At 74.0% G+C, this 19,460-nt stretch carries 18 protein-coding genes; 5 read left to right on the plus strand and 13 right to left on the minus strand.

Annotation, left to right across the window (positions count from 1 at the left end; all coding sequences use genetic code 11):
- Nucleotides 1-5: 5 nt before the first annotated feature.
- Together AB0B76_RS18930 and AB0B76_RS18935 are read right to left on the minus strand one after the other, a co-directional pair.
- Nucleotides 6-437 carry a helix-turn-helix transcriptional regulator gene (locus AB0B76_RS18930; protein ID WP_360376428.1) on the minus strand — a complete coding sequence of 144 codons (432 nt, stop codon included), beginning with the start codon at nucleotides 435-437 and terminating at the stop codon, nucleotides 6-8.
- Nucleotides 438-462: 25 nt separating this feature from the next.
- On the minus strand, nucleotides 463-948 hold the full coding sequence (locus AB0B76_RS18935) for a hypothetical protein (protein WP_360376430.1): 486 nt from the start codon (nucleotides 946-948) through the stop codon (nucleotides 463-465).
- Nucleotides 949-1,132: 184 nt separating this feature from the next.
- Between AB0B76_RS18935 and AB0B76_RS18940 the strand changes: the two genes are divergently transcribed.
- Nucleotides 1,133-2,464, plus strand: a complete 1,332-nt coding sequence (locus AB0B76_RS18940; protein ID WP_360376759.1) for an ABC transporter substrate-binding protein — start codon at nucleotides 1,133-1,135, stop codon at nucleotides 2,462-2,464.
- Nucleotides 2,465-2,468: 4 nt separating this feature from the next.
- On the opposite strand, the gene AB0B76_RS18945 is transcribed toward AB0B76_RS18940, so the two are convergent.
- From AB0B76_RS18945 to AB0B76_RS18955, 3 genes are read right to left on the minus strand one after another with little or no spacing between them, the layout of a single operon-like run.
- Nucleotides 2,469-2,945 (minus strand): SRPBCC domain-containing protein, encoded by a 477-nt coding sequence (locus tag AB0B76_RS18945; protein WP_360376432.1) that lies wholly within the window; start codon nucleotides 2,943-2,945, stop codon nucleotides 2,469-2,471.
- Nucleotides 2,942-3,280 (minus strand): metalloregulator ArsR/SmtB family transcription factor, encoded by a 339-nt coding sequence (locus tag AB0B76_RS18950; protein ID WP_360376434.1) that lies wholly within the window; start codon nucleotides 3,278-3,280, stop codon nucleotides 2,942-2,944. The genes AB0B76_RS18945 and AB0B76_RS18950 overlap by 4 nt, the downstream gene beginning before the upstream one ends.
- The gene (locus tag AB0B76_RS18955) at nucleotides 3,270-3,701 is read right to left on the minus strand and encodes an SRPBCC domain-containing protein (RefSeq protein ID WP_360376437.1); all 432 of its coding nucleotides are present in this window, start codon (nucleotides 3,699-3,701) and stop codon (nucleotides 3,270-3,272) included. Before AB0B76_RS18955 ends, AB0B76_RS18950 begins: the two co-directional genes overlap by 11 nt.
- 106 nt (nucleotides 3,702-3,807) lie before the next feature.
- On the opposite strand from AB0B76_RS18955, the gene AB0B76_RS18960 reads away from it, so the two are divergent.
- Nucleotides 3,808-4,113, plus strand: a complete 306-nt coding sequence (locus AB0B76_RS18960; RefSeq protein ID WP_360376440.1) for a hypothetical protein — start codon at nucleotides 3,808-3,810, stop codon at nucleotides 4,111-4,113.
- 36 nt (nucleotides 4,114-4,149) lie between these two features.
- On the opposite strand, the gene AB0B76_RS18965 is transcribed toward AB0B76_RS18960, so the two are convergent.
- From AB0B76_RS18965 to AB0B76_RS18980, 4 genes are all read right to left on the minus strand, one after another.
- On the minus strand, nucleotides 4,150-4,515 hold the full coding sequence (locus AB0B76_RS18965) for a hypothetical protein (protein WP_360376443.1): 366 nt from the start codon (nucleotides 4,513-4,515) through the stop codon (nucleotides 4,150-4,152).
- A 4-nt stretch (nucleotides 4,516-4,519) separates the two neighbouring features.
- Nucleotides 4,520-6,589 carry an MMPL family transporter gene (locus tag AB0B76_RS18970; protein ID WP_360376445.1) on the minus strand — a complete coding sequence of 690 codons (2,070 nt, stop codon included), beginning with the start codon at nucleotides 6,587-6,589 and terminating at the stop codon, nucleotides 4,520-4,522.
- The gene (gene sigJ / locus AB0B76_RS18975; RefSeq protein ID WP_360376447.1) at nucleotides 6,579-7,463 is read right to left on the minus strand and encodes an RNA polymerase sigma factor SigJ; all 885 of its coding nucleotides are present in this window, start codon (nucleotides 7,461-7,463) and stop codon (nucleotides 6,579-6,581) included. Before sigJ ends, AB0B76_RS18970 begins: the two co-directional genes overlap by 11 nt.
- Nucleotides 7,464-7,549: 86 nt before the next feature.
- Entirely contained in the window at nucleotides 7,550-9,217 is a 1,668-nt protein-coding gene (locus AB0B76_RS18980) for a DUF6461 domain-containing protein (protein WP_360376449.1), read from the minus strand.
- Nucleotides 9,218-9,265: 48 nt separating this feature from the next.
- On the opposite strand from AB0B76_RS18980, the gene AB0B76_RS18985 reads away from it, so the two are divergent.
- From AB0B76_RS18985 to AB0B76_RS18995, 3 genes are all read left to right on the plus strand, one after another.
- Nucleotides 9,266-9,607: an alpha/beta hydrolase gene (locus AB0B76_RS18985; protein ID WP_360376451.1), complete on the plus strand. Its 342-nt coding sequence runs from the start codon at nucleotides 9,266-9,268 to the stop codon at nucleotides 9,605-9,607.
- Between the two features lie 101 nt (nucleotides 9,608-9,708).
- Nucleotides 9,709-10,482, plus strand: coding sequence for an endonuclease/exonuclease/phosphatase family protein (locus tag AB0B76_RS18990; protein ID WP_360376453.1), 774 nt, complete (start codon nucleotides 9,709-9,711; stop codon nucleotides 10,480-10,482).
- Nucleotides 10,483-10,515: 33 nt separating this feature from the next.
- Nucleotides 10,516-11,340: a MerR family transcriptional regulator gene (locus tag AB0B76_RS18995; protein WP_360376455.1), complete on the plus strand. Its 825-nt coding sequence runs from the start codon at nucleotides 10,516-10,518 to the stop codon at nucleotides 11,338-11,340.
- 42 nt (nucleotides 11,341-11,382) lie between these two features.
- On the opposite strand, the gene fxsT is transcribed toward AB0B76_RS18995, so the two are convergent.
- Genes fxsT through AB0B76_RS19015 form a run of 4 tightly spaced genes read right to left on the minus strand, consistent with a single transcriptional unit; the run spans nucleotide 11,383 to nucleotide 19,442 of the window.
- Nucleotides 11,383-15,186 carry an FxSxx-COOH system tetratricopeptide repeat protein gene (gene fxsT / locus AB0B76_RS19000; RefSeq protein ID WP_360376458.1) on the minus strand — a complete coding sequence of 1,268 codons (3,804 nt, stop codon included), beginning with the start codon at nucleotides 15,184-15,186 and terminating at the stop codon, nucleotides 11,383-11,385.
- Nucleotides 15,183-16,310 (minus strand): hypothetical protein, encoded by a 1,128-nt coding sequence (locus AB0B76_RS19005; RefSeq protein ID WP_360376460.1) that lies wholly within the window; start codon nucleotides 16,308-16,310, stop codon nucleotides 15,183-15,185. The genes fxsT and AB0B76_RS19005 overlap by 4 nt, the downstream gene beginning before the upstream one ends.
- Nucleotides 16,307-18,484 (minus strand): SAV_2336 N-terminal domain-related protein, encoded by a 2,178-nt coding sequence (locus AB0B76_RS19010; protein WP_360376462.1) that lies wholly within the window; start codon nucleotides 18,482-18,484, stop codon nucleotides 16,307-16,309. The genes AB0B76_RS19005 and AB0B76_RS19010 overlap by 4 nt, the downstream gene beginning before the upstream one ends.
- Nucleotides 18,474-19,442, minus strand: coding sequence for a MoxR family ATPase (locus AB0B76_RS19015; protein ID WP_360376464.1), 969 nt, complete (start codon nucleotides 19,440-19,442; stop codon nucleotides 18,474-18,476). The genes AB0B76_RS19010 and AB0B76_RS19015 overlap by 11 nt, the downstream gene beginning before the upstream one ends.
- Nucleotides 19,443-19,460 lie beyond the last annotated feature (18 nt).

Below are 19,460 nucleotides of genomic sequence, written 5' to 3' on the forward strand. Positions count from 1 at the left end.
TCACGTTAGACGTCGCGGCCGGGCGCGACTTCTCGATTCCTGATCGGTCGCATGATCTGTTTGGCCACGCAGTGCGGGATGCCCCGGGCGTCCTCGGCGGCCTTGCGGCGGTACGTACTCGGCGACATGCCGACGAGCTCGGAGAAGCGGGTGCTGAACGTGCCGAGCGAGGAGCAGCCGACCGCGAAGCAGACCTCGGTCACCGACAGGTCGCCCCGGCGCAGCAGGGTCATGGCGCGCTCGATGCGGCGGGTCATCAGGTAGCTGTACGGCGACTCTCCGTACGCGGCACGGAACACCCGGCTCAGGTGCCCCGACGACAGGTGCACGCCGCGGGCGAGCGCCTCCACGTCGAGCGGCTGCGCGTAGTCGCGGTCGATGCGGTCGCGGACGCGCCGCAGCAGTGCGAGTTCGCGCAGCCTGGGGTCGGTGTTCACCCGACCAGGATGCCACTACGTGCGTTCAGTAGGTGCGGTGGTGGCACCAGCCGCGGGCCGCGCGGGTGTTGAGCAGGATCACGAAGAGCAGCGGGAACGCGACGGAGACGAGCGTCGCGGCGTAGGCCGCGCCGGTGACGTACCCCTGGTAGACCCCGCCGAGCACGCTCAGCCCGTTGAGCAGGGTGAGCAGCACGCGGACCCAGTTGCGGCCGTTCTGCAACTTGCGGCCGAGCACGATCGCGATGAGGCCGACGAGGCCGATGGTGCCGATGACCGTGTACGTCGCGACGGTGAGCGTGCCGGGGCGCACCGTGACGCCGCCGTAGCCCGCGGGCAGGTCCCACCCCGGGGCGACGCGGGCCGCCGCGAGGGCGAGCAGGGCGGCCGCGCCGAGCATGAGGACGCCGCCCAGGTACTGGAAGATGGCCACGACGTGCAGAGAGATCGGGGCCGTGGTGCGGACCGGGTAGGGGTGCCACGCCTGCTGCGGCTGGTATGCGTACGCCATGTGACAAGCCTGTCGCGCCCCCGGCCGGCGGGAATCCCCGATTCATGCCACGACCGGTCCGACCCATCTGGCCGCTTTCGTTTCAAGTTTTCCTCAAGGTCCGGATTGCGACCTGGGATCCGCGCGCCGGCACCGCTTAGGGTCGCCGGGGCCGTTGTCGGGGGAGGCAAAGTTCGTGGGACGTATGAGATCGATGCTCGCCGCGCTCGTCGGGGTGGCGGTCGTGGCCGGCGGGTGCGGCACGACACCGGCTAACGGCGGCGACGAGGGCCGGCCGATGGTCGTCCGCCTCTACGGCTCCGACGCGAACATGACGAACTCGCTCGCGGACAAGCTCAAGGACGCCCCCGCGATCCTGTCGGGCATGGTCGGCACCGCGCCGCTGCTCGAGCTGCCGGCGTCGTTCAAGGAGCGGCTGCGCGGCGTGGACCCGTCGCTGGCCGACTACGGCTACGCCGCCGAGGCCTACGACGCGGTGCTGCTGGCCGGGCTGGCCGCCGAGTCCGCGCGCTCCACGGACGCGCCGGCGATCGCGAAGTACATGGTCGGCGCCTCGACCTCCGGCACCGTCTGCGACGACCCGGCGGCGTGCCTGGCCCTGGCCAAGGCGGGCAAGGACTTCGCCTACCGCGGCGTGTCGATGCGCCGCAGCGGCTTCACCGACGCGGGCGAGCCGTCCTCGGCCTCCTACGGCGCGCTGCACTTCAGCCGGAGCAACACGGTCAACGACAACCTGACCGAGTACATCGGGGCCGGCGACCCGGCGAGCGCCTCGGCGGAGCCGCCCCCGCCGTACACCGCGTACCCCACCGGCAACGCGAAGAAGCGCATCGCGGCGCTGAAGGTGGGCGGGCTCATGCCGCACACGGGCCGGCTGGCCTTCCGCAGCGCCCCCCGCTTCGCCGGGGCGCGCCTCGCCGTGGCCGACCTCAACGCGGCCGGCGGCGTGATCGGCCAGCCCGTCGAGTGGGTCGACGGCGACGACGGTACCGACGAGAAGGTCGCCGCGGCGACGGTGGACCGCTTCGTGGGGCTCGGCGTGCAGGTCATCATCGGCGCGTCCTCGTCGAGCGTCACCAAGGCCATGATCCCGAAGGTCGCCGCGGCGAACCGCATCCTCATCTCGCCGTCGTCGACCTCCGACGAGCTGTCCACCGTCGCCGACAACGGCCTGTTCTTCCGCACCGCCCCGCCGGACACGCTGCAGGCCCGGGCCCTGGCCGACGTCATCATGCGCGACGGCCCGCACCGCGTGACGATCGTGGCCCGCGAGGACGCCTACGGCCTGGGCCTGCAGAAGAACGTCAAGGCCGACCTGCTCACCGCGGGCATGACGGACGCGGCGGTGGACCTGGTGTCGTACCCCACGACGACCGAGGACTATGCGGGCGTCGCGGCGCGCGTGCGCCTGAACGCCCCCGACGGCGTGCTGATCCTGGGGTACGACGAGACGGCGCTCATCGTGAAGGCGCTGGCGGCCCGGAACGTCGGGACGGCCGAGTCCCTGGGCGGCTGACCCGCTATCGGCGCAGCTCGACCGGCGCGCGCGGGACGCCCGTGGCGTTGGGCTTGCCGGTGCCCGTCTCGATGAGCCCGCGCAGGCTGTCGGTGACGTAGAAGCGCCAAGACGTGGAGCAGTCCTCGTAGCACTCGTACCGCGGGACGAGCCCCCGGTGCGTGAAGCGGACCTCGGTGCCGGTGGGCGTCGGGGTCAGGTCGAACTCGATCGTCGTGTCCACCCACTCCTGCGGGTCGGCGCCGGCGCTGAAGTAGTTCTCCAGCACGCGCCAGGCGACGCGGCGGGCCGGGACCGCCTCCTCCACGCGGATGCGGCAGCGGTGCAGGTCCTCGTAGTGGTAGGCGAACTCGTCGCCCTCGTGGACGGTCGGGCCCTCGATCTCGCTCGACCACCAGGCGTGGGGGTCGGTGATCGCGGCGTACACCAGCGGCGGTTCGCGGTCGATCGTGAACGTCTCGGTGAAGTCCTCGGTGCTCATGGGTTCCTCCGGTTGAGATGCTCGGTGAGCGCGTCGAGGCGGTCGTCCCAGTCGCGCGCGAGGGCGGCCAGGAACTGTTGCGCGATGCGCATCGGGGCGGAGCTGAGGCGGTACCGCACCCGGCGGCGCTCCCCCGGCTCGGCCGTCACCAGGCCGGCCTCCGACAGCAGGGCCAGGTGCTTGGCGATCGCCTGCCGCGTGATGGGCAGGCGGTCGGCCAGGTCCGTCGCCGTGGCCGGGCCGCCTTGGGCGAGCGCGGCGAGGATGCCGCGCCGCGACGGGTCGGCCAGGGCGACGAAGACCTGCTCGGCGATCGCCTCGATGTCAGGCGGCATTGAGGTATTCGACCAACTCACCCAGCTCGTGCTTCCACCCATCGGTGTTGCTCTCGAACGCCTTACGGTACGCATCCTCGGTCAGCTGGGCGAAGCCGGACTCGATCATCCGCAGCCGGGTGCCGGCGCCGGCGGGCTCGAGCGTGAACTCGACGTACGTGCGGCGGGGGTCGTCGGCCGCGAGGCCGTTGATGCCCCAGGTGAATGCGAACAGCGCCGGCTCGTCGACGCGCTCGATGTGCAGGGTGGCCTGGTCGCCGCTGTCCCAGGTGAGCTTGGCCTCGCCGCCCTCGCGCAGGTCGACGGTGGCGCCGTTGCCGAACCAGGTGCCGAGGCCCTCGGCGGTGGTGAGCGCGGCCCAGACCTTGGCCGGCGGCTGGACGAGCTCGACGGTGCGCTCGATGCGATCGGGAAACGCCATGACGACCTCCAGTGAGTAGCAACTCCTCGGTTGCTACTCACGCTATTGCAACCGAACGGTTGCGTCAAGGGTGCGCCAGAAGACCGCGCGCCGCTACGCTGGCGGCGTGACCGGCAGTGACGAGCCGCGGATTCACCCGGCAGAGGCGCCGCGCGCGCGGTTTTCGGTGCGGTTCAACCATGTGTACCGGTCGGAGGGCTTCGGGCACCTCGCCGTCTGGTTCGCCGGCGGGCGCGCCGGGCGCGTGACGATCCTCGTCGGGCTCGACGATCCGCCGACCGAGTTCGCCGGGGAGGTCACCGCCGAGATGCCGAGCTCGTGCTCGGCGATGATCCGGCCCGGCGAGTACTGGACGGTCAGCTACGGCCGGCGCGACAACGGCGGGTTCAAAGGCCTGTTCACGCCCATGTGACGAGCGCCCATGTGACGAGCGCCCAGGTGGTGAGCCTCAGAGGTCAAGCTCGGCGGCCAGCTCGTCGGGGGCGCGCATCCGCCAGGCGTCGGTGATCAGCTCCGCCAGGCGGGCCGCGTCGACGGTCTCCAGGCGGAGCATGACCAGCGGGAAGCCGTCGTACCCGGGGTTGGTGAAGAACCGCGCCGGCTCGCCGAGCAGCAGCGCCTGCTTCTCCGCCTCGTCGCCGACGTACAGGACGGCTACGTCGGTGCGGATGACCCTCGGCTTGCCCGGGAGGCGCTCGGGGTAGGACCAGACGAAGCCCTTGTTCGCCACCCGGAAGTCGAAGCCCTCGCTGTCGATCTCCACGACGTGCGGGAGGCCGAGCGCGATCCGGCGCACGTCGTCGGCGTCTGCCATGGGCTCACCCTACGACCCCGTTCAGCACCACCGGCGACGGCGGCACCGGCGCGGCCGCGGGCGGCGCGATCCGGCCCGGCCACCACATCCGGTCGCCCAGGTCGAGGGTGAGCGCGGTGACGAGGATCGAGCGGACGACCAGCGTGTCCAGCAGCACCCCGAACGCGACCGCGAAGCCCAGCTCGGCCGCGAAGACCAGCGGCAGCGAGCCCATCGCGGCGAAGGTGCCGGCCAGCACCAGGCCCGCCGAGGTGATGACCCCGCCGGTCGCGGACAGGCCGGTCAGCGCGCCCCGGCGGGTGCCGTGCCGGCGGGCCTCCTCCCGCACCCGGGTCACCAGGAAGATGTTGTAGTCGATGCCCAGGGCGACCAGGAACACGAACGCCAGCAGCGGGAACGACGACTCGGCCCCGGCGAAGCCGAACACGTGGTTGAACACGAGGCTGCTCACCCCGAGCGCCGCGCCGAAGGACAGCACCACCGTCGCCATGAGCAGCAGCGGCGCGACCACCGCGCGCAGCAGCAGGGCGAGGATCAGCAGCACCGTGACGAGCACGATCGGGATGATGAGCCGGTCGTCGCGGGCGGCGGCCTGCTGCGTGTCGAGGCCGACCGCGGTGTTGCCGCCCACGAGCGCCCCGGTGCCGCGCACGGCCGCCCGGGCGCGTTCCACCGTGCGCATGGCCTCGGTGCTGCCGGGGACGTCGCGCAGCTCGCCGAGGATGAGCGCGTCGCCGTCGCGGGTCACCGGCGGGGCGACCGACGCGACCCCGGGCACCCCGGCCAGTACCGCGGCCACCCGATCGGCGGCGTCGGCCCGGACCACCACGTAGACGGGGTCGCCGGCGCCGGCCGGGAAGTGCCGGGCCTGGACCGCCTCGCCGGCGGCCATCTGCGGCGTGCCGGTGAACTGGTCCTTGTTGGACAGCCCGTCGGCGCGCAGGCCCAGCACCCCCAGCGCCAGCACGGCGAGGACGAGCGCGGTGCCGGCCCACACCGCCCGGGGGCGCCGCTGCAGGGCGTGGCCCAGCCGCCGCCAGACGCGGTCGCGGGGGACCCGGGCGCCGCCGGGCCAGAAGATCCAGCGGCCGCAGATCACCAGCAGGGCCGGCATCAGGGTGAGCATCGCCACGAGCCCGACCAGGATGCCGATCGCGCACGCCGGGCCGAGGCCGCGGGTCGAGTTGAGCGAGGCCAGGGTGAGCAGCATCAGGCTCACCGCGACCGTCGCGGCGCTGGCGAGGATCGCCGGGGCCGAGCGCCGCAGCGCCACCGCCATGGCCGCGTGGCGGTCCTCGTGGCGCTGGAGCTCCTCGCGGTACCGCGACGTCAGCAGCAGCGCGTAGTCGGTCGCGGCCCCGAAGACCAGCACCACGAGGATGAAGCTCGTCTGCTTGTTGACGATCAGCCCGGCGTGCTCGGCGAGCAGGTAGATCAGCGCCTCCGCCGCGGCGAGGGCGCCCCCGGCCGTGAGCAGCGGCAGCAGGGGCAGCGCCGGGCTGCGGTACGTCAGCAGCAGGATCGCCACCACGACGATCGCGGTGATGGTGGTCAGGCCGCCCGCCTCGCCGAAGGCCTTGATGGAGTCGGAGGCGTACCCGGCCGGCCCGGCGACGTGGAACCCGAGCCCGTTCGCGTCCGCCCGGCCCACGGCGGTGAGCGCGTCGACGACGGCGCCGATGCCTTCCCAGCCGGTGCGGTCCTTGTGTACCTGCACGACGATCTGGATCGCCGCGCCGTCCGCGGACTCGTCCGGGCCCTGCGGGGTACCGACGACATTCGCGATGCGCGTGAACGCCACGGCGTCGGCCCGGGCCTTGGCGCGGTCGGCGTCCGTGACCCCGCCGGGGCGGTCGTAGACGACGACGGCGGGCAGGGTGTCGGCGGGCTGGAACTTCGCGGCCCGCGCGACCACCTCGGTCGACTCCGCGTTCGCGGGCAGCCAGGCCGCGTTGTCGTTCTGCTCGGCGTCGCCGAGCCGCCCCGCGAGCATGGCCGCGGGGATCAGCAGCAGGACCCAGACGGCGACGACGACCCACTTGGCCCGCCGCCCGGCCACGAGCTCAGCCCACATGCGACAGCTTCTCCGGGTTCGCCACGACGTAGATGCCGCAGACCTGCTGGTCGTCCGGGGTGAGGTCGAGCACGACGACGGCGTACGGGTCGTCGCCGGCCAGCAGCAGCGCCGACGGGTCGCCGTTGGTGCGCCGGTACGCGACCCGCAGCCCCGGCCCCGGGCGCGCGGCCAGCGCGGCCAGCAGCCGGGCCACCTTCTCGCGGCCCTGCATCGGGCGGCTGCCGCCGGCGCCCTGGGCCCCGCCGTCGCCCCACAGGGTCACCTCGGGCGCCAGCAGCTCCAGCAGCGCCTCCAGGTCGCCGCCGAGCGTGGCGGCGAGGAAGCGCTCGGTGACCTGCCGGCGCACCTGCGGGTCGGGCTCGTACCGCGGGCGCCGGGCCTGCACGTGCTCGCGGGCGCGGTGGGCGAGCTGGCGCACGGCGGCGGGGCTGCGCCCGAGGATCTCGGCGATCTCGGTGTGCGCGTAGCCGAAGACCTCGTGGAGCACGAACACCGCGCGCTCCAGCGGCGTCAGGGTCTCCAGCACGACCAGCAGCGCCATGGAGACGGACTCGGCGCGCTCGACCGCGTCGGCGCCGTCGGCGGTGTCGCCGGCGACGAGCGGGCGCACGATCGGCTCGGGCAGCCACGGCCCGACGTACGTCTCCTTGCGCCGGGTGATGGTGGCCCGCTGGGCGAGCGCCCGGTTGACGGCGACGCGGACCAGGTACGCGCGCGGGTTCTCCACCGGCTCCGCGCCGGCCGAACCGGCGCGGCCGGTCCACGCCAGCCAGGTCTCCTGCAGCACGTCCTCGGTGTCGGCGACCGAGCCGAGAATGTTGTACACCACCGAGAACAGCAGTTCCCGGTGGTCGCTGAACACGTCGGGCATCGTGGTGTACCTCCTGTTGCGGTTGCCTCCTGAGAGCGCCGCCGCCATCGCAGTGTGATGCCGCGGGCCGGATTGTGACCGGGGTCTCAGCCGGCGCGGTAGCCGACGCCGGCCGCCCGGAGCCGGGCGAGGTCCTCGGGGCCGATCCCGCGCCCGGCGAATCGCTCCACCGCGACGAGGCCCTTGCCCGGGCGCTCGCCGGACCGGGCGAAGTCGAGGCCGTCGAGCACCCCGTCCAGCTCCTGTGGCCACTCCTCGCGCCCCCACGGCTCGTGCTGGGCCAGGATCCGGCCGCGCTCGGCGAAGGAGAGCCGGGTGAGGCCGTTGACGTTCCAGTACATGCTGGCCGCCCGGCCCCCGGCCGACGCGGCCACCAGCACCTCCCGGTGCGAGCCCGCGTACCCGTTGTTCTCCACGGCGAGCACCGCGTCGCCGGCGTCGAGGACCATAACCTGGTCCTGCGCGTCGTCGCGCAGCGGCTCGGGCCCGTCCGGGTCGCCGCCGAACGCGCGCACCACGTCGGCCGCCGTCGCGCCGGTGACGACCGTGACCGTCGCCGCGTGCCGCAGCTCGCTGCGGCGCAGCCAGCGGTAGGCGTACTCGGGCCCCCGGACCCGCTCGGGCTCGGGCTCGCCGCGCAGCCGGTGCCCGACCCGGTCGGTGCTCCGCCAGAGGATCGGCGGCGCCGCCGGGGCGGCCCAGACGACGAGCCGGTGGTGCTCGAACTCGGCGTCCCCGTCGTCGCGCCCGCTCGCGTACACCCGCACCCGATAGTCCCCCGGCCACGGCGGCGTCTGCCGGCCCAGGCTGCCGAGCGCGGCGTGGCCCTCGGCGGCGTGCCAGCTCACCTCGGCGACCTCCTCCCAGTCCCAGCCGTCGGCCGGCTCGTCGGGGAACGGCGCCGGGGGCTCGGCGAGCACGACCAGCGTGACACGCAGCCAGCCCTCCGCGATCCCGGTCCGTACGATCGCGCCGCCGTCGGTACCGGCGACAATGCCCGTGGCCGAAAAGTCCGCCTCGCCCGGCAGGTCGCGCTCGGCCAGGGCGAACCGGTGCCCGCGCACCTGGACCGAGCCGCCCGCGCGGCGCGGCAGCAGGTACTCGGCGCGCACCTTGGCCAGCAGCGCGCCGGCGTAGGCGGCCGGCACGGGCGTCTCCCGCAGCAGCCGCGCGGCGGCGCCGAGCCCGAGCCCGACGGTCGCGGCGGCGGCGTCCACGAACCCCGGCGGGTCCACCTGGTGTACCACCGCGCCGGCGACGGCCACGCCCAGCGCGATGTGCACGGCGCCGTGGGCGGCCGCGATCGCCGCCTCGCCGCCTTCGGCCTCGCCTGCGACCGCCAGCAGGGGCGCGACGGCCGGGTCGGCCGCGAGCGCGCGGACCAGGGCGGCGATGTGGTCGGCGACGCCCTTGCGGAACCCGTCGAGCCGCCGCGCGGCCGCCAGCGCCGCGCTCTCGCCGCCGATGGTGGCGAACCCGTACTGGTGCGCCCGCGGCGGTCGCTGCACCTCCTCCCCGGCCAGGTTCGCCTCGACGGTCCAGTCATGCCGGGCGACGAACCGCTCCAGCGCGCCGAGCAGCCGCTCCGCCGTGAGCTCGTCCACGCCCGGCCCGGGCCGGCCCGGCCGCGTCCGGGGGCGCGCCGACGGATCCTCGGGCGCGTTGAGGCGGCCCAGGGCGCCGGCCGGCCCGGGCGGCACCAGCTCGACGATCGCCGGAATGGTGCGGACGGCCAGAGCAGCAAGATCATGCATCGTTCGCTCCCCGATCGCTGTGCGCCGAACGTCTGTAGATTCGGGATTATGCCGACTTTCACCACCGGAGACGGGGTCCGCCTGCACTACGAGGACGAGGGGCACGGCCGCCCGGTGGTCCTCGTCGCCGGCTTCTGCGCGCCGCTGGAGAGCTGGGAGCTGCTGCAGAGCCACGCCGAGCAGGACTGGCGCGACGTCGTCGCGCGCCTGCAGGTGCCGAGCCTGTTCATCGCGGGCCGCGACAGCCAGCTCTGGCCGTGCGAGCACGCCACCGCCGCCGCGGCGACCAACCCCCTCGCGCAGGTCGTGACGCTGGAGGACTGCGGGCACGCGGCCAACCTCGACCAGCCGGACGCGACGAACGCGGCGATCCTGGAGTTCCTGCGATGAGGGACCTGCTGGAGGGCCTCGACCGCGCCGGCGCCCTGGCCCGCCGGCCGGAATCGGCTTCGTAGCCGTTTCCCGCTGGCGCCGGCCCGGCGGGAGCGTGTATGGATCGTGATGTGGAACTACGGCTGCTGACCTTCAACGCGCTCTTCAAGGGCGATGTCAGGCCGCGCATCGAGGCCATCGGGGCGCGGCTCGAGGGCTCCGACTACGACGTCGTGTGCCTCCAGGAGGTCATGGCGCCCGGCATGGCCCGGCTGCTCGCGCGGCTGGCGGGGTCGTTCCCGCACCGGCAGTACACCGGCGGAACACTGGTCAAGGGCGGGCTGGTGCTCCTGTCGCGCCGGCCCATCGCCGAGCGGCGGTTCGTCCGGTACCCGTTCACCCGCCCGCTGCGCCCCGAGCTGCTCATGCGCAAGGGCGCCCAGGTCGCGCTCCTGCACACCGCGGCCGGCCCGTTCGCGGTGGTCAACACGCACCTGTCGGCCAACCGCGACGACGACTGGTCGCCGGGGAACCGCTACACCGCCGTGGCCCGCCGCGAGCTCGCCGCCCTCACCACCACCCTGGCCGCGATCGATCCGTCGGTACCCACCGTGGTCTGCGGCGACCTGAACCTGCCCCGCGGCGCCGGGGCGCTCGCGGAGTTCTGCGCCGCGGCCGGCCTGCGCGACGCCATGGCCGGCGACGAGCGCCCGACCTACCGCCCGACGCCGAAGTGGCCCGGCCCGCCCGCGTTCGACCACGTGCTGCTGCGCGGGGCCGGGCTGACGGCGTCGTGCCGGCTGGTGCTCACCGAGGACTCCGTCACGCTGCCCGACGGGCGCTCCGTGTACCTGTCCGATCACTACGGGGTGGCGGCGGACCTCGGCGTTTGACCTTCACCCCGGGTCAAGGCGCATGGTTTCGAGGTGGACACGAGCGGCCTGCTGACCATCGGGGTGTTTGCCCGGCTCACCTGGCTCTCGCCGCGGGCGCTGCGGCTGTACGAGCAGCAGGGCCTGCTGGCGCCGGCACTTGTCGACGAGCGGACCGGCTACCGCTGGTACCGCCCGTCGCAGCTGGACGCGGCCCGGCTCGTGGCCCGCCTGCGCCGGCTCGACATGCCGCTCGCCCGCATCGCCGCGATCGTGGCCGCGCTGGACGAGCCGGCCGAGGCCGTCGCGTTGCTGGACACCTACTGGAGCGACGAGGAGTACCGGGTCGCGGCGCGGCGCGAGCTCGTGAGCCATCTGCGCATCCGGCTCCTCGGCGAGGAAGGAGACCTGTCGATGTACGACATCCAAGTGCGGGACGTGCCCGAACAGCTGGTGCTGACGGAGCAGCGGCACGTGAAGGTCCAGGACCTCAAGGACTGGATCGACGAGTGCATCGGCCGCCTGCTCAAGGCGGCCACCGGCCACGGCGACGGCATGGTGGGGCCGTGCTTCATCATCTACCACGGCGCCGTGAACGAGGAGTCCGACGGACCCGTCGAGATCTGCCTGCCGGTCGAGCCGGGCGCCGGCCTCGCGGCCGCGACGCGCATCGAGCCGGCGCACCGGGAGGCGTACACCCGCATCACCAAGGCCCAGGTGGCCTTCCCGCAGATCCTCTCCGCCTACGACGCCGTGCAGTCGTGGACCGGGCGCGAGGGTGTCGCGCCGCTCGGCTCCCCGCGCGAGGTCTACTTCGCCGACTTCGGCGCGGCCGGCCCCGACGACCCGTGCTGCGACATCGCCCAGCCCATCGAGTGACTATCGCCTGCGCGGCGTCCGGCCCGCGTCGTTCGGCGTGAGTCAGAGCGGATGGGCCTCGAGCGTGCAGAACACGAGCTGGCCCGCGCGGAAGGCCTCGACGGCCCCGTGGTGCTCCCCGAACGCCTGCACCATCCGGCGGTCCAGCGCCGCCGTGTCGCGGGCACCGCTCACCGAGGCTTCGAGGTTGACCACGTTGGACTCGACCACGAGCGTCAACGGATGGTCGGGGCCGAGCGCGGCGGCGATCGCGGTCCGCACGTCGCGCAGGGTGTGACCGGCCTCGTCCCGGGCGGATCCGGCCTGTACGACCCCGTGGTTGGCCCTCGCCAGCAGCGAGTAGGGGTGGTCGGGGCCCACCGCGGCGGCCAGGCCCTCGACGGCGCGGCGGCTGGCGGCGTCCTGATCGTCGAGCGCGGCGACCAGGTTGGCGGCGCACACCAGGGTGACGGGGTGGTCCGGGCCGCGGCTCGTCGCGAAGGCCTTGTGCACCGCCTGCAACTCATCGCGCGCGGCGTTCACGTTGCCCGCCGTCAGCAGCGTCTGGGCCCGGCTGAGCCGGGCCATGAGCGTGTCCGGGCCCTGGCCGCCGCCGACCTCGGCCAGCTTCGCGTAGGCCTCGTCCGCCAGGGCCGTCGCGTGGTCGACGCGACCGGCCGCCCGCAGCGCGGCCGCGAGGCTCACCTTGGCGTTGAGAGTGGCGGTCGCGTCGGCGCCGAGGACCGACTCGAACCGCCCGACGATCGTGGTCAGCAGCGCCACCGACGCCTCGTACTCGCCGGCGTCGCGCAGGTCCCGGGCCAGGTCGGCGCCGGCGGCGACGGTCGCCGGGTGGTCCGGTCCGAGGATGACCCGATTCCGGTCGTAGACCTCGGCGTCGTGGCGCCGGGCCTCCCGGAAGTCGCCGATCAGCCGGTAGGACGTGGCCAGCCCGCTGCGGGCGGCGAGCGTGCGGGTGTAGTCGTCGCCGAACGCCTCGGTCCAGGCCGTGAGGGTGCTGCGGTCGAGCTCCAGGGCCTCGTGGTACCGGCCGAGGGCGCGCAGGTCCGCGGCCAGCCCACCGGCGGTCATCAGGGTGTGCGCGTGCTCGTACCCCAGCAGCTCGCGCTGAGCCCCGAGCACTTCGGTGTCGAGGGCGTACGCCTCGTCCACCCGGGCGAGCTCCCGCAGCACGATGGCCCGGTGGTAGCGCAGATGCAGTAGCTGACGGCGCGCGGCATGCCGCCGATCGGGGAACTCCGCCCCCAGCGCGTCGGTCCAGGCCCGGTCGATCTCCTCGGCCCGCTCGCGCGCGCGCTCGAGCGAGCCCTGGAGCCGCAGGAAGCCGACCTGGTCGATGAGCAGTTCACGGACGAGCTCGTCGTGGCAGGCGAGCGCGTCCGACGCGTCGAGGTGCGGCCACAGTATCCGGTACCGCGGCCACGTCGCCGGATCCTCGACGGCTCCGTTCGGCCGGGCCTGGGCAAGCACCCGGTGCACCTGATGCCGGGCCTCGGCGAGCTCCTCCTCGGACATGCGGCTGCGGACGATGGCCTGCAGCAGGCGGTGCACCTGGACCACGCGGGAGACGGTGTCGAGCTTCAGCAGCGCAAGCCGGTTCACCTGTTGGACCAGCGAGCCCCGGTTGACCCGGTCGACAAGCGTCGGATCGAAGTCCCGCAGAGCGCTCGCGAACTCGTCACCGTAGAGGAGGTCGAGGGCGATCTCCGAGGACATCACCGAGCACAGCTGCAGCATCCGGTAGGCGGCCGGCGAGCGGTCCAGCAGGCGGTGCAGCGACAGGTCCCAGGTCGCGCCGATCGCGAGATCGGGCCGGTCGAGCCCGCTGAGGTACTGGTCCGGCGAGGCGCCCGTGTCGGCGAGCCAGGCGCCGGCCGCGGCGATGCCGATCGGCAGGTCGCCGAGGGCGTCGGCCACCCGGTCGGCCTCGGCCGCGGTCATGGATGGCACCCGCATGCGCAGATGGGCGACGCTCTCGCGCCGCAGGAACACGTCGACGTACTGCTGCTGGGCCCGGTCGTCGCCCCAGTACGAGTTGCGCGAGGTCAGCAGGACGTCGCCGCCCCCCTGCGGCAGCAGGCCTTCCACCAGCGCCGGGTCCTCGGCGTTGTCGAAGATCAGCAGCCAGCGGCCGTACGGGTTCCCCTGGCGCAGGGCGGCCAGCGTCGCGCGCATCGCCTCCGCGACGCTCGGCCGCGCGGGCAGCCCGAGGTGCGCGCCGAGGTCGGCGATGGCCATGTCCACGAACTGGGCCGGGTCCGCCGGCACCCACCACACCACGTCGTAGGCGCCGGCGAAGCGGTGGGCGTACTCGATTGCCAGCTGGGACTTGCCGACGCCGCCCATGCCCTGCAGGACCACCGGCGCGCCGCCGGGCTGCGCCCGGAACAGGTTCCGCAGCGCGGTGAGGTCGTCGTCCCGGCCGGTGAACCGGGTGTTGCGGACGGGCACGTTGAAGACGGCCGGCCGCGTGCCCGGGTAGCGCATGGCCAGCTCGCCGGCGTCGAGCACGGCGTCGCGGTGTCCGACGAGACCGAGGACGCGGTCCACCGCGGCCTGGGGCGGCAGGCCGGCGAGGAAGACGGAGCCGCCCAGCGGCAGCTCCGGCGTCGGGCGCAGGTCGTCGACGTAGACCGACAGCGGATCGGGCTCGCCGCCCGGCCGCCTGGTGCCGTCGCGCGCCTCGAGCCAGGCCCGGGACACGATGACGAGCCGACGGGTGATCGTGTTCTCCGTGCTGCCGCCGCCGGCCGGTTGCGCGACGCGGATGCCGACGGTGGCGAGCAGCCGCTCGACCCACTCCGCCCAGAGCTGGTCGGACGGGTGATGATCCAGCCGGACCTCCGTCTCGGCCTCGGGATCGGACGGGTTCACCGGGCGGATGAAGCGGCGCATGACGCGGAGCCGGACCGACTCCTCCATCGGCGGCAGCCCCACGACCTCGCCGTTGGTGAGATAGGCGGTCAGCGCCTCGTACGCCGCGAGCATCGAGGTGCGCGAACCGGGGAGGTCGCCGAACGTCGCCAGCATCTCCTCGTAGGCGTAGAACGTGCGGTAGGGCACCTCCACCCGCAGCCAGTACTCGACCCGCTCCTGGCTCGTCATCAGGGCCGGCAGCCCCCGGAAACGCCGGATCGCGAGCGTGCGGCCGGCGTCGGCCCGCTCCTTCTCCCCCTCGTCGACCCGCATGGGCACGGGCAGGACGCGGATGGGGCGGCGTTGGTCGACGACCATCTCGGCGACGGCGGCGGCCCCTTCGATGCCCTGCTCGCTGAACGTGAAGCAGTCGACGAGTACGTCCGGCAGGTGCAGCGTGCAGATGTCGGCTACGTCGCTCAGGCCCGAGCGGCTGTCGATGAGCACATAGTCGTACTGGCGCTTCATGTCCGCGCGCAGCGCGTCGAGAAACGCCCCGCCACCCCGGTTGTAGAAGTTGTCCCAGTCCAGACCGGACAGCGTGACCGCGTAGTCGGCCGTGCGGCGGCCGGTCGACAGCAGGTCGAGGCTCCCGCCCGAGGGGAAGTCCCACGACAGCGGCAGCGCGTACCTCGCGGTGCGGGCCAGCTCCGCCGGCCAGTCCGGGCCGCGGGGAGCCTCGCGGGTGGTCTCCCACTCGTACCCGCGGACCAGGTCCACGACGCCGGGCGACTGGGCCACGTCGACCGGGCCGAGGAACGGTGTGAAGTAGCGGTGCAGCCCGGGCGACTCGAGGTCCCAGTCCGCGGCGAGGACGCGCTTGCCGTTGGCCGCGAGGATCCAGGCGACGTTGGCCAGCGCCATCGTCCGACCGGTCCCGCCCTTGTACGAGTAGAAGGTGATGACCTTGCCGGTGCGTCCGTCGGTCATCGCCGTGCCTCCTCGTCGGGCGGGCTCCAGTGGCCGCCACCGGACAGCCGGAGGCGCTCGGGGAACGGGCCCATCGGGGGGAACGCCGGCCCCCGGCTGAGGTACTGCCGGCTTGTCTGGGCGACGAGTTCTGGCATCAGCGTCCTGACCTCCTCCACGTCCAGCAGCTCCTGCACCCGCCCGGCACCGGCGGCAAGCAACCTATCCTGCACCTTCGACAGCGCCTCGGCGCCACGCTCGGCGCCGCGGGGGTCATGGCGGTCCAGCACCAGCACCGGCGTCACCCACGGCTTGAGCGACTGCCCGACCGCGACCATCAGGTCGTCGCGGCCGGCGGCGACCCACGGGTCGATCAGCAGGATCGTGGGCTCGAGGCCGAGCCGCGGCGGCGCGGCGTGGATGTCGAGCACCACCGCCGCCAGGCCCATCCGCTCCACCGTGGCGGCGGCCTCCGCGGTGATCGACAGCGTCGGCCGGGCGCCGCAGGGCCGCCAGTGCTCCGGGCCGTTCGCGCCGGCGAGCACGGCGAGCGTCAGCGTTCTGCCGGTGGCGATCGTCCTCGCCGACGCCTCGATCGGCATCGGCGGCGAGCCCGGCAACGGCGCCTCGGCGACGACCCGGGCGATGACGTGCGCCAGGCGATCCACGATCGCCTCGTAGGGGCGGCGGTACATGCGCAGCATGCACAGCGCCCGCAGCCCGTTCTCGGCGTACTCGGGCACGCCGTCGCCGAGGTTCAGGGCACCGCCCCGGTCGGGGAAGTCCTGCCCCCGGGGAACCGGTGTCCACAGCACCGCAACGACGTGCATCCGCGCGCGGTCCGCCCCGAGGCCGGCCCGTTCCAGCCGGCGGGCGAAGGTCGCCCGCTCCCGCATCGGCCACGCGTTGCCGAGGTAGCCCGGGGAGTACAGCGGCACGAACACGTGCGTGGCGGCGATCGCGGCGGCCAGTTCCTCGTTCCAGTCCGCGCTCGGGTCGATCAGCTCGTCGATGAAACCGACCGGCTCGCCGGGGCCGGCGCCGACAAGGTCGGCCACCCGCTGCGAGAGGTCCTGGAACAGCACCCCGGCCCAGTGGTCGCCGGCATGCGCATGGCTGATCAGGAACAGGGTGCGGGCGCTCACGGTTCCCGCCGCCCGAACGTCGGGTCCAGGTCGTCCGCGTTGCTCAACTGCAGCGGCTCCGCCCGGTACCGGTAGTACAAGCTGGTGATCTGCATGGCGAGCCGCCAGACGACCAGGTCGAACTCGCCCTCGCGACCGGCCCGCAGCAGGCCGAGCAGCCCGTCCTCGAGGTATCGGCGACCGATGTCCTCCGCCTGCGGGCCGCCGGGCATGAACCGCTGGATGCTCGCGACGGCCGGCGGCAGGGGTGAACGCAGCGGGGCCCACACCACCGGGACGATCATGACGTTGCCGGCGGGCTCGCCCGACTCGCGGTCGCGTACGGTCCGGCGGGTCATCAGGTCCCACTCGCGGGAGCACCACGCGCTGTTGAGGTAGGGCTCGGAGACCAGCCCGACCATGACGTGGCAACGGCCCAGCGTGTCCAGGAACGGCCACCGGTCGCCGCCGGCCGGGGCGCTGTCGAGGAAGCCGGCGTCGCGGCCCGGAGCGAGGTAGACCAGCTCGCTGATGTGCACCGCGAGCCGGTCGAACAGCCGCCGCTCGGGCCGATCGCGGTCGGATCGGGTCCGGGCGTGGCTGAGGACGAAGACCGGGGCGGCCGGGTCGTCATCCGGAGCCGGGGCGGGCGCCTCGGGCCGGGGGGTCACGATCGCGTCGCCCGAGAGCGAAGGCGGGGTCTCCCGCGTAATCAGGCCGACCTGCCGCAGCGCCGACTCGGGGGCCTCGCCGATCGGCGTGCCCGTCGGCGGCAGGCTGAGGGCGCCGTCGTCCTCCGGCACGAGCACGGTGAACCGGCCGCCGCTGCCGGCCTGCGTCGCCGCGTGGCGGCTGATCGTCTGGTACCGCTGCCAGGCGTCGGTCGGGGTCTGCAGGGAACGCAGCCGTTCCCGCACCCCGGGCCGGAACCGCAGCAGCGGCTCGCCGCCGGTGGGGACGGGGTCGAGGAGGCCGCCGGTGAGCACGGCGGCGAGGTCGTCGGCGTCGGCCTCGGGCACCAGCTCCCGCCGGAGGAGGTGCAGGTAGGACATTTTCAGCGCATCGTCGTCCTGCAACGCGCACAGCACGGCCAGCCGCAGCGCGCGCGGCGAGGCACTGAGCCGCAGGGCCTCGACCGGCGACGGCGGGGGCCAGTCCTCGTCGTCGGGTTCGGCGCCGTCCGGCTCCGGTGCCCGGCCCCCGGCCGGGACCAGCGCGCCGTCGCAGCCGTCCGGGTCGGTGTTCATGAGTGCCCGCGCCCAGCGGCCCAGCGCGTACGGGTCGAGCGCCGGTATCGGCAGCGCGGTCACCGCCCCGGGCGAGGCCCACCCGGCCGGGCGCAGATCGCGGCCGAACCCGCCCGGCACGGTCGTGGTCAGCCGCGCGGTGGGCAGGTCGAGGGCGGTGCGCCGCCAGGCCGTGGTCGGCAGCGGGTTGATCAGGACCGTCGGGGTGTTGCCGGCCCACTCCCGCAGCCGCAGCCACGGCCGGGGAGTCCGCCACCACGGTGCGGCGCAGTCGGAGAGCACCACGACCAGCCGCCGCCCGTCGGGGGCGTGCAGGGCGCGCCCGGACATGACCCGCCCGTCGGGTGCGCGCAGCCCGCCGTCGGCGCCGAGGCTCCACCGGCGGACCGCCCGGAACACGCCCAGGCCGGCGAGCAGCGTGCCGAACTGCTCGGTGGCGTCCGCCCAGACCTCCATCGATGCCGCGCCGTCGACGACCACCTCGACGTCGAACCAGCGCTCCGAGGCCGGGCGGAAGTACGGCACGACGCTGCCGGACGCGGCGTAGCCGTCGACCGTGGCCGGCACGTCCAGCTCCGTGCGCCGGCCGTCCGGCCAGCGCCGGCGGAACGGCCGCAGCGCCCGGCCCAGGCTCAGCGTGTCGAGGGAGGCGCGGACCCGGTACGGGAACGCCGGGGAGCCGGACGGGCCGTGGGTCGCGTCGCCGTCACCGCCGTACAGCGGCAGCATGCGATCGCCCGCGTCCCCGTCCTCGTCCGCGCCGTCCGGATGCGCGTCCGGCCCGCGCGATCGTTGCGCCCGGTGCTGACCGGCGGCGTCCGGTTCGGCCGCCGGGCCGGGGCCGCCGGGCGCGGTCCAGAGCCAGAGCGCCTCGGCGACGCCGACCGGGTCGAGATCGTACGTCTGCGCCAGGTGGGTGATCAGCCGGTCGAGCGCGTCAGGAGGCATCCGTCAGCTCTTGCAGCAACAGCTGGTTGATCCGGCCGCGGTCCTCCGGCTCCGGCGCGGCGTCACCGGTCAGCAGATGTACGACGTTGAGCAGCTGGTCGACGGCGAGCGCGGACCCGGTCCGCAGCTGCTCCTCGAACTGCGAGATGAGCTCCGTGGCCCGGCCCGCCGCCGCGGCGCCGAGGTGGGCGCGGACGATGTCGGTCAGCAGCTCGGTCGTCAGCGGCGGCATCGTGAAGCGGACACAGCGGCGCAGGAACGGCGCGGGAAAGCTCCGTTCGCCGTTGCTCGTCAGCACGATGAAGGGGAAGACCTCGCACCGCACGCGGCCCCCGGCGATGCGGTGCTCGTCGATGCGGTGCTCGTCCCGGCCGGCGTCCTGCTCGCGGATCAGCACGTCCTGGTCGCGGTGGCGGACCAGCTCCGGGATCTCGAACTCGCCGCGCTCCAGCACCTCGAGCAGGTCGCTCGGCAGATCGAGGTCGCCCTTGTCGATCTCGTCGATCAGCAGGGCCCGGCGCTGCCCCGACGCCAGGGCGGCACCGAGCGGGCCGAGCCGCAGGAAGTCCGTGATGTCGTCGGTGACGGTCTCCTCCCGGGCCCGGGCCAGCTGCTGGGCGTGGATGCGGCCGAGGACGTCGTAGCGGTACAGCGCGTCGGCCAGCGTGCTGCGGGAGGTGATGTGCCAGCGCAGGACGGGGCCCAGCCGCAGCTCCTGGGCGACCGACTCGATAAGCGTCGACTTGCCGGAGCCGGGTGGCCCGGTGACGAGCAGCGGGCGGCGCAGGACCAGGGCGGCGTTGACGGCCTCGACGAGCCCGTCCGGCGGCCGGAACCGGGCGCCGTCAGCGGCGGCGGGCCGCGGGAAGGTCCGCCAGGGCGGCGGCTCGGGCAGGTCGACGGGCACGTCGGCGTCGCCCTCGGCGCCGTCCCCGCGGTAGTACGTGTTCCAGGTCATCGCGGCAACCCGTCCGTG

Source organism: Dactylosporangium sp. NPDC049140, from assembly GCF_040648435.1.

What these genes read in the sequence shown, in the direction of transcription:
- AB0B76_RS18935 (WP_360376430.1), bottom strand. Translation starts at nt 948, where the DNA reads ATGGCGTACGCATACCAGCCGCAGCAGGCGTGGCACCCCTACCCGGTC.
- AB0B76_RS18940 (WP_360376759.1), top strand. Translation starts at nt 1,133, where the DNA reads ATGAGATCGATGCTCGCCGCGCTCGTCGGGGTGGCGGTCGTGGCCGGC.
- AB0B76_RS18945 (WP_360376432.1), bottom strand. Translation starts at nt 2,945, where the DNA reads ATGAGCACCGAGGACTTCACCGAGACGTTCACGATCGACCGCGAACCG.
- AB0B76_RS18950 (WP_360376434.1), bottom strand. Translation starts at nt 3,280, where the DNA reads ATGCCGCCTGACATCGAGGCGATCGCCGAGCAGGTCTTCGTCGCCCTG.
- AB0B76_RS18955 (WP_360376437.1), bottom strand. Translation starts at nt 3,701, where the DNA reads ATGGCGTTTCCCGATCGCATCGAGCGCACCGTCGAGCTCGTCCAGCCG.
- AB0B76_RS18965 (WP_360376443.1), bottom strand. Translation starts at nt 4,515, where the DNA reads ATGGCAGACGCCGACGACGTGCGCCGGATCGCGCTCGGCCTCCCGCAC.
- AB0B76_RS18970 (WP_360376445.1), bottom strand. Translation starts at nt 6,589, where the DNA reads ATGTGGGCTGAGCTCGTGGCCGGGCGGCGGGCCAAGTGGGTCGTCGTC.
- sigJ (WP_360376447.1), bottom strand. Translation starts at nt 7,463, where the DNA reads ATGCCCGACGTGTTCAGCGACCACCGGGAACTGCTGTTCTCGGTGGTG.
- AB0B76_RS18980 (WP_360376449.1), bottom strand. Translation starts at nt 9,217, where the DNA reads ATGCATGATCTTGCTGCTCTGGCCGTCCGCACCATTCCGGCGATCGTC.
- AB0B76_RS18985 (WP_360376451.1), top strand. Translation starts at nt 9,266, where the DNA reads ATGCCGACTTTCACCACCGGAGACGGGGTCCGCCTGCACTACGAGGAC.
- AB0B76_RS18990 (WP_360376453.1), top strand. Translation starts at nt 9,709, where the DNA reads ATGGATCGTGATGTGGAACTACGGCTGCTGACCTTCAACGCGCTCTTC.
- fxsT (WP_360376458.1), bottom strand. Translation starts at nt 15,186, where the DNA reads ATGACCGACGGACGCACCGGCAAGGTCATCACCTTCTACTCGTACAAG.
- AB0B76_RS19010 (WP_360376462.1), bottom strand. Translation starts at nt 18,484, where the DNA reads ATGCCTCCTGACGCGCTCGACCGGCTGATCACCCACCTGGCGCAGACG.
- AB0B76_RS19015 (WP_360376464.1), bottom strand. Translation starts at nt 19,442, where the DNA reads ATGACCTGGAACACGTACTACCGCGGGGACGGCGCCGAGGGCGACGCC.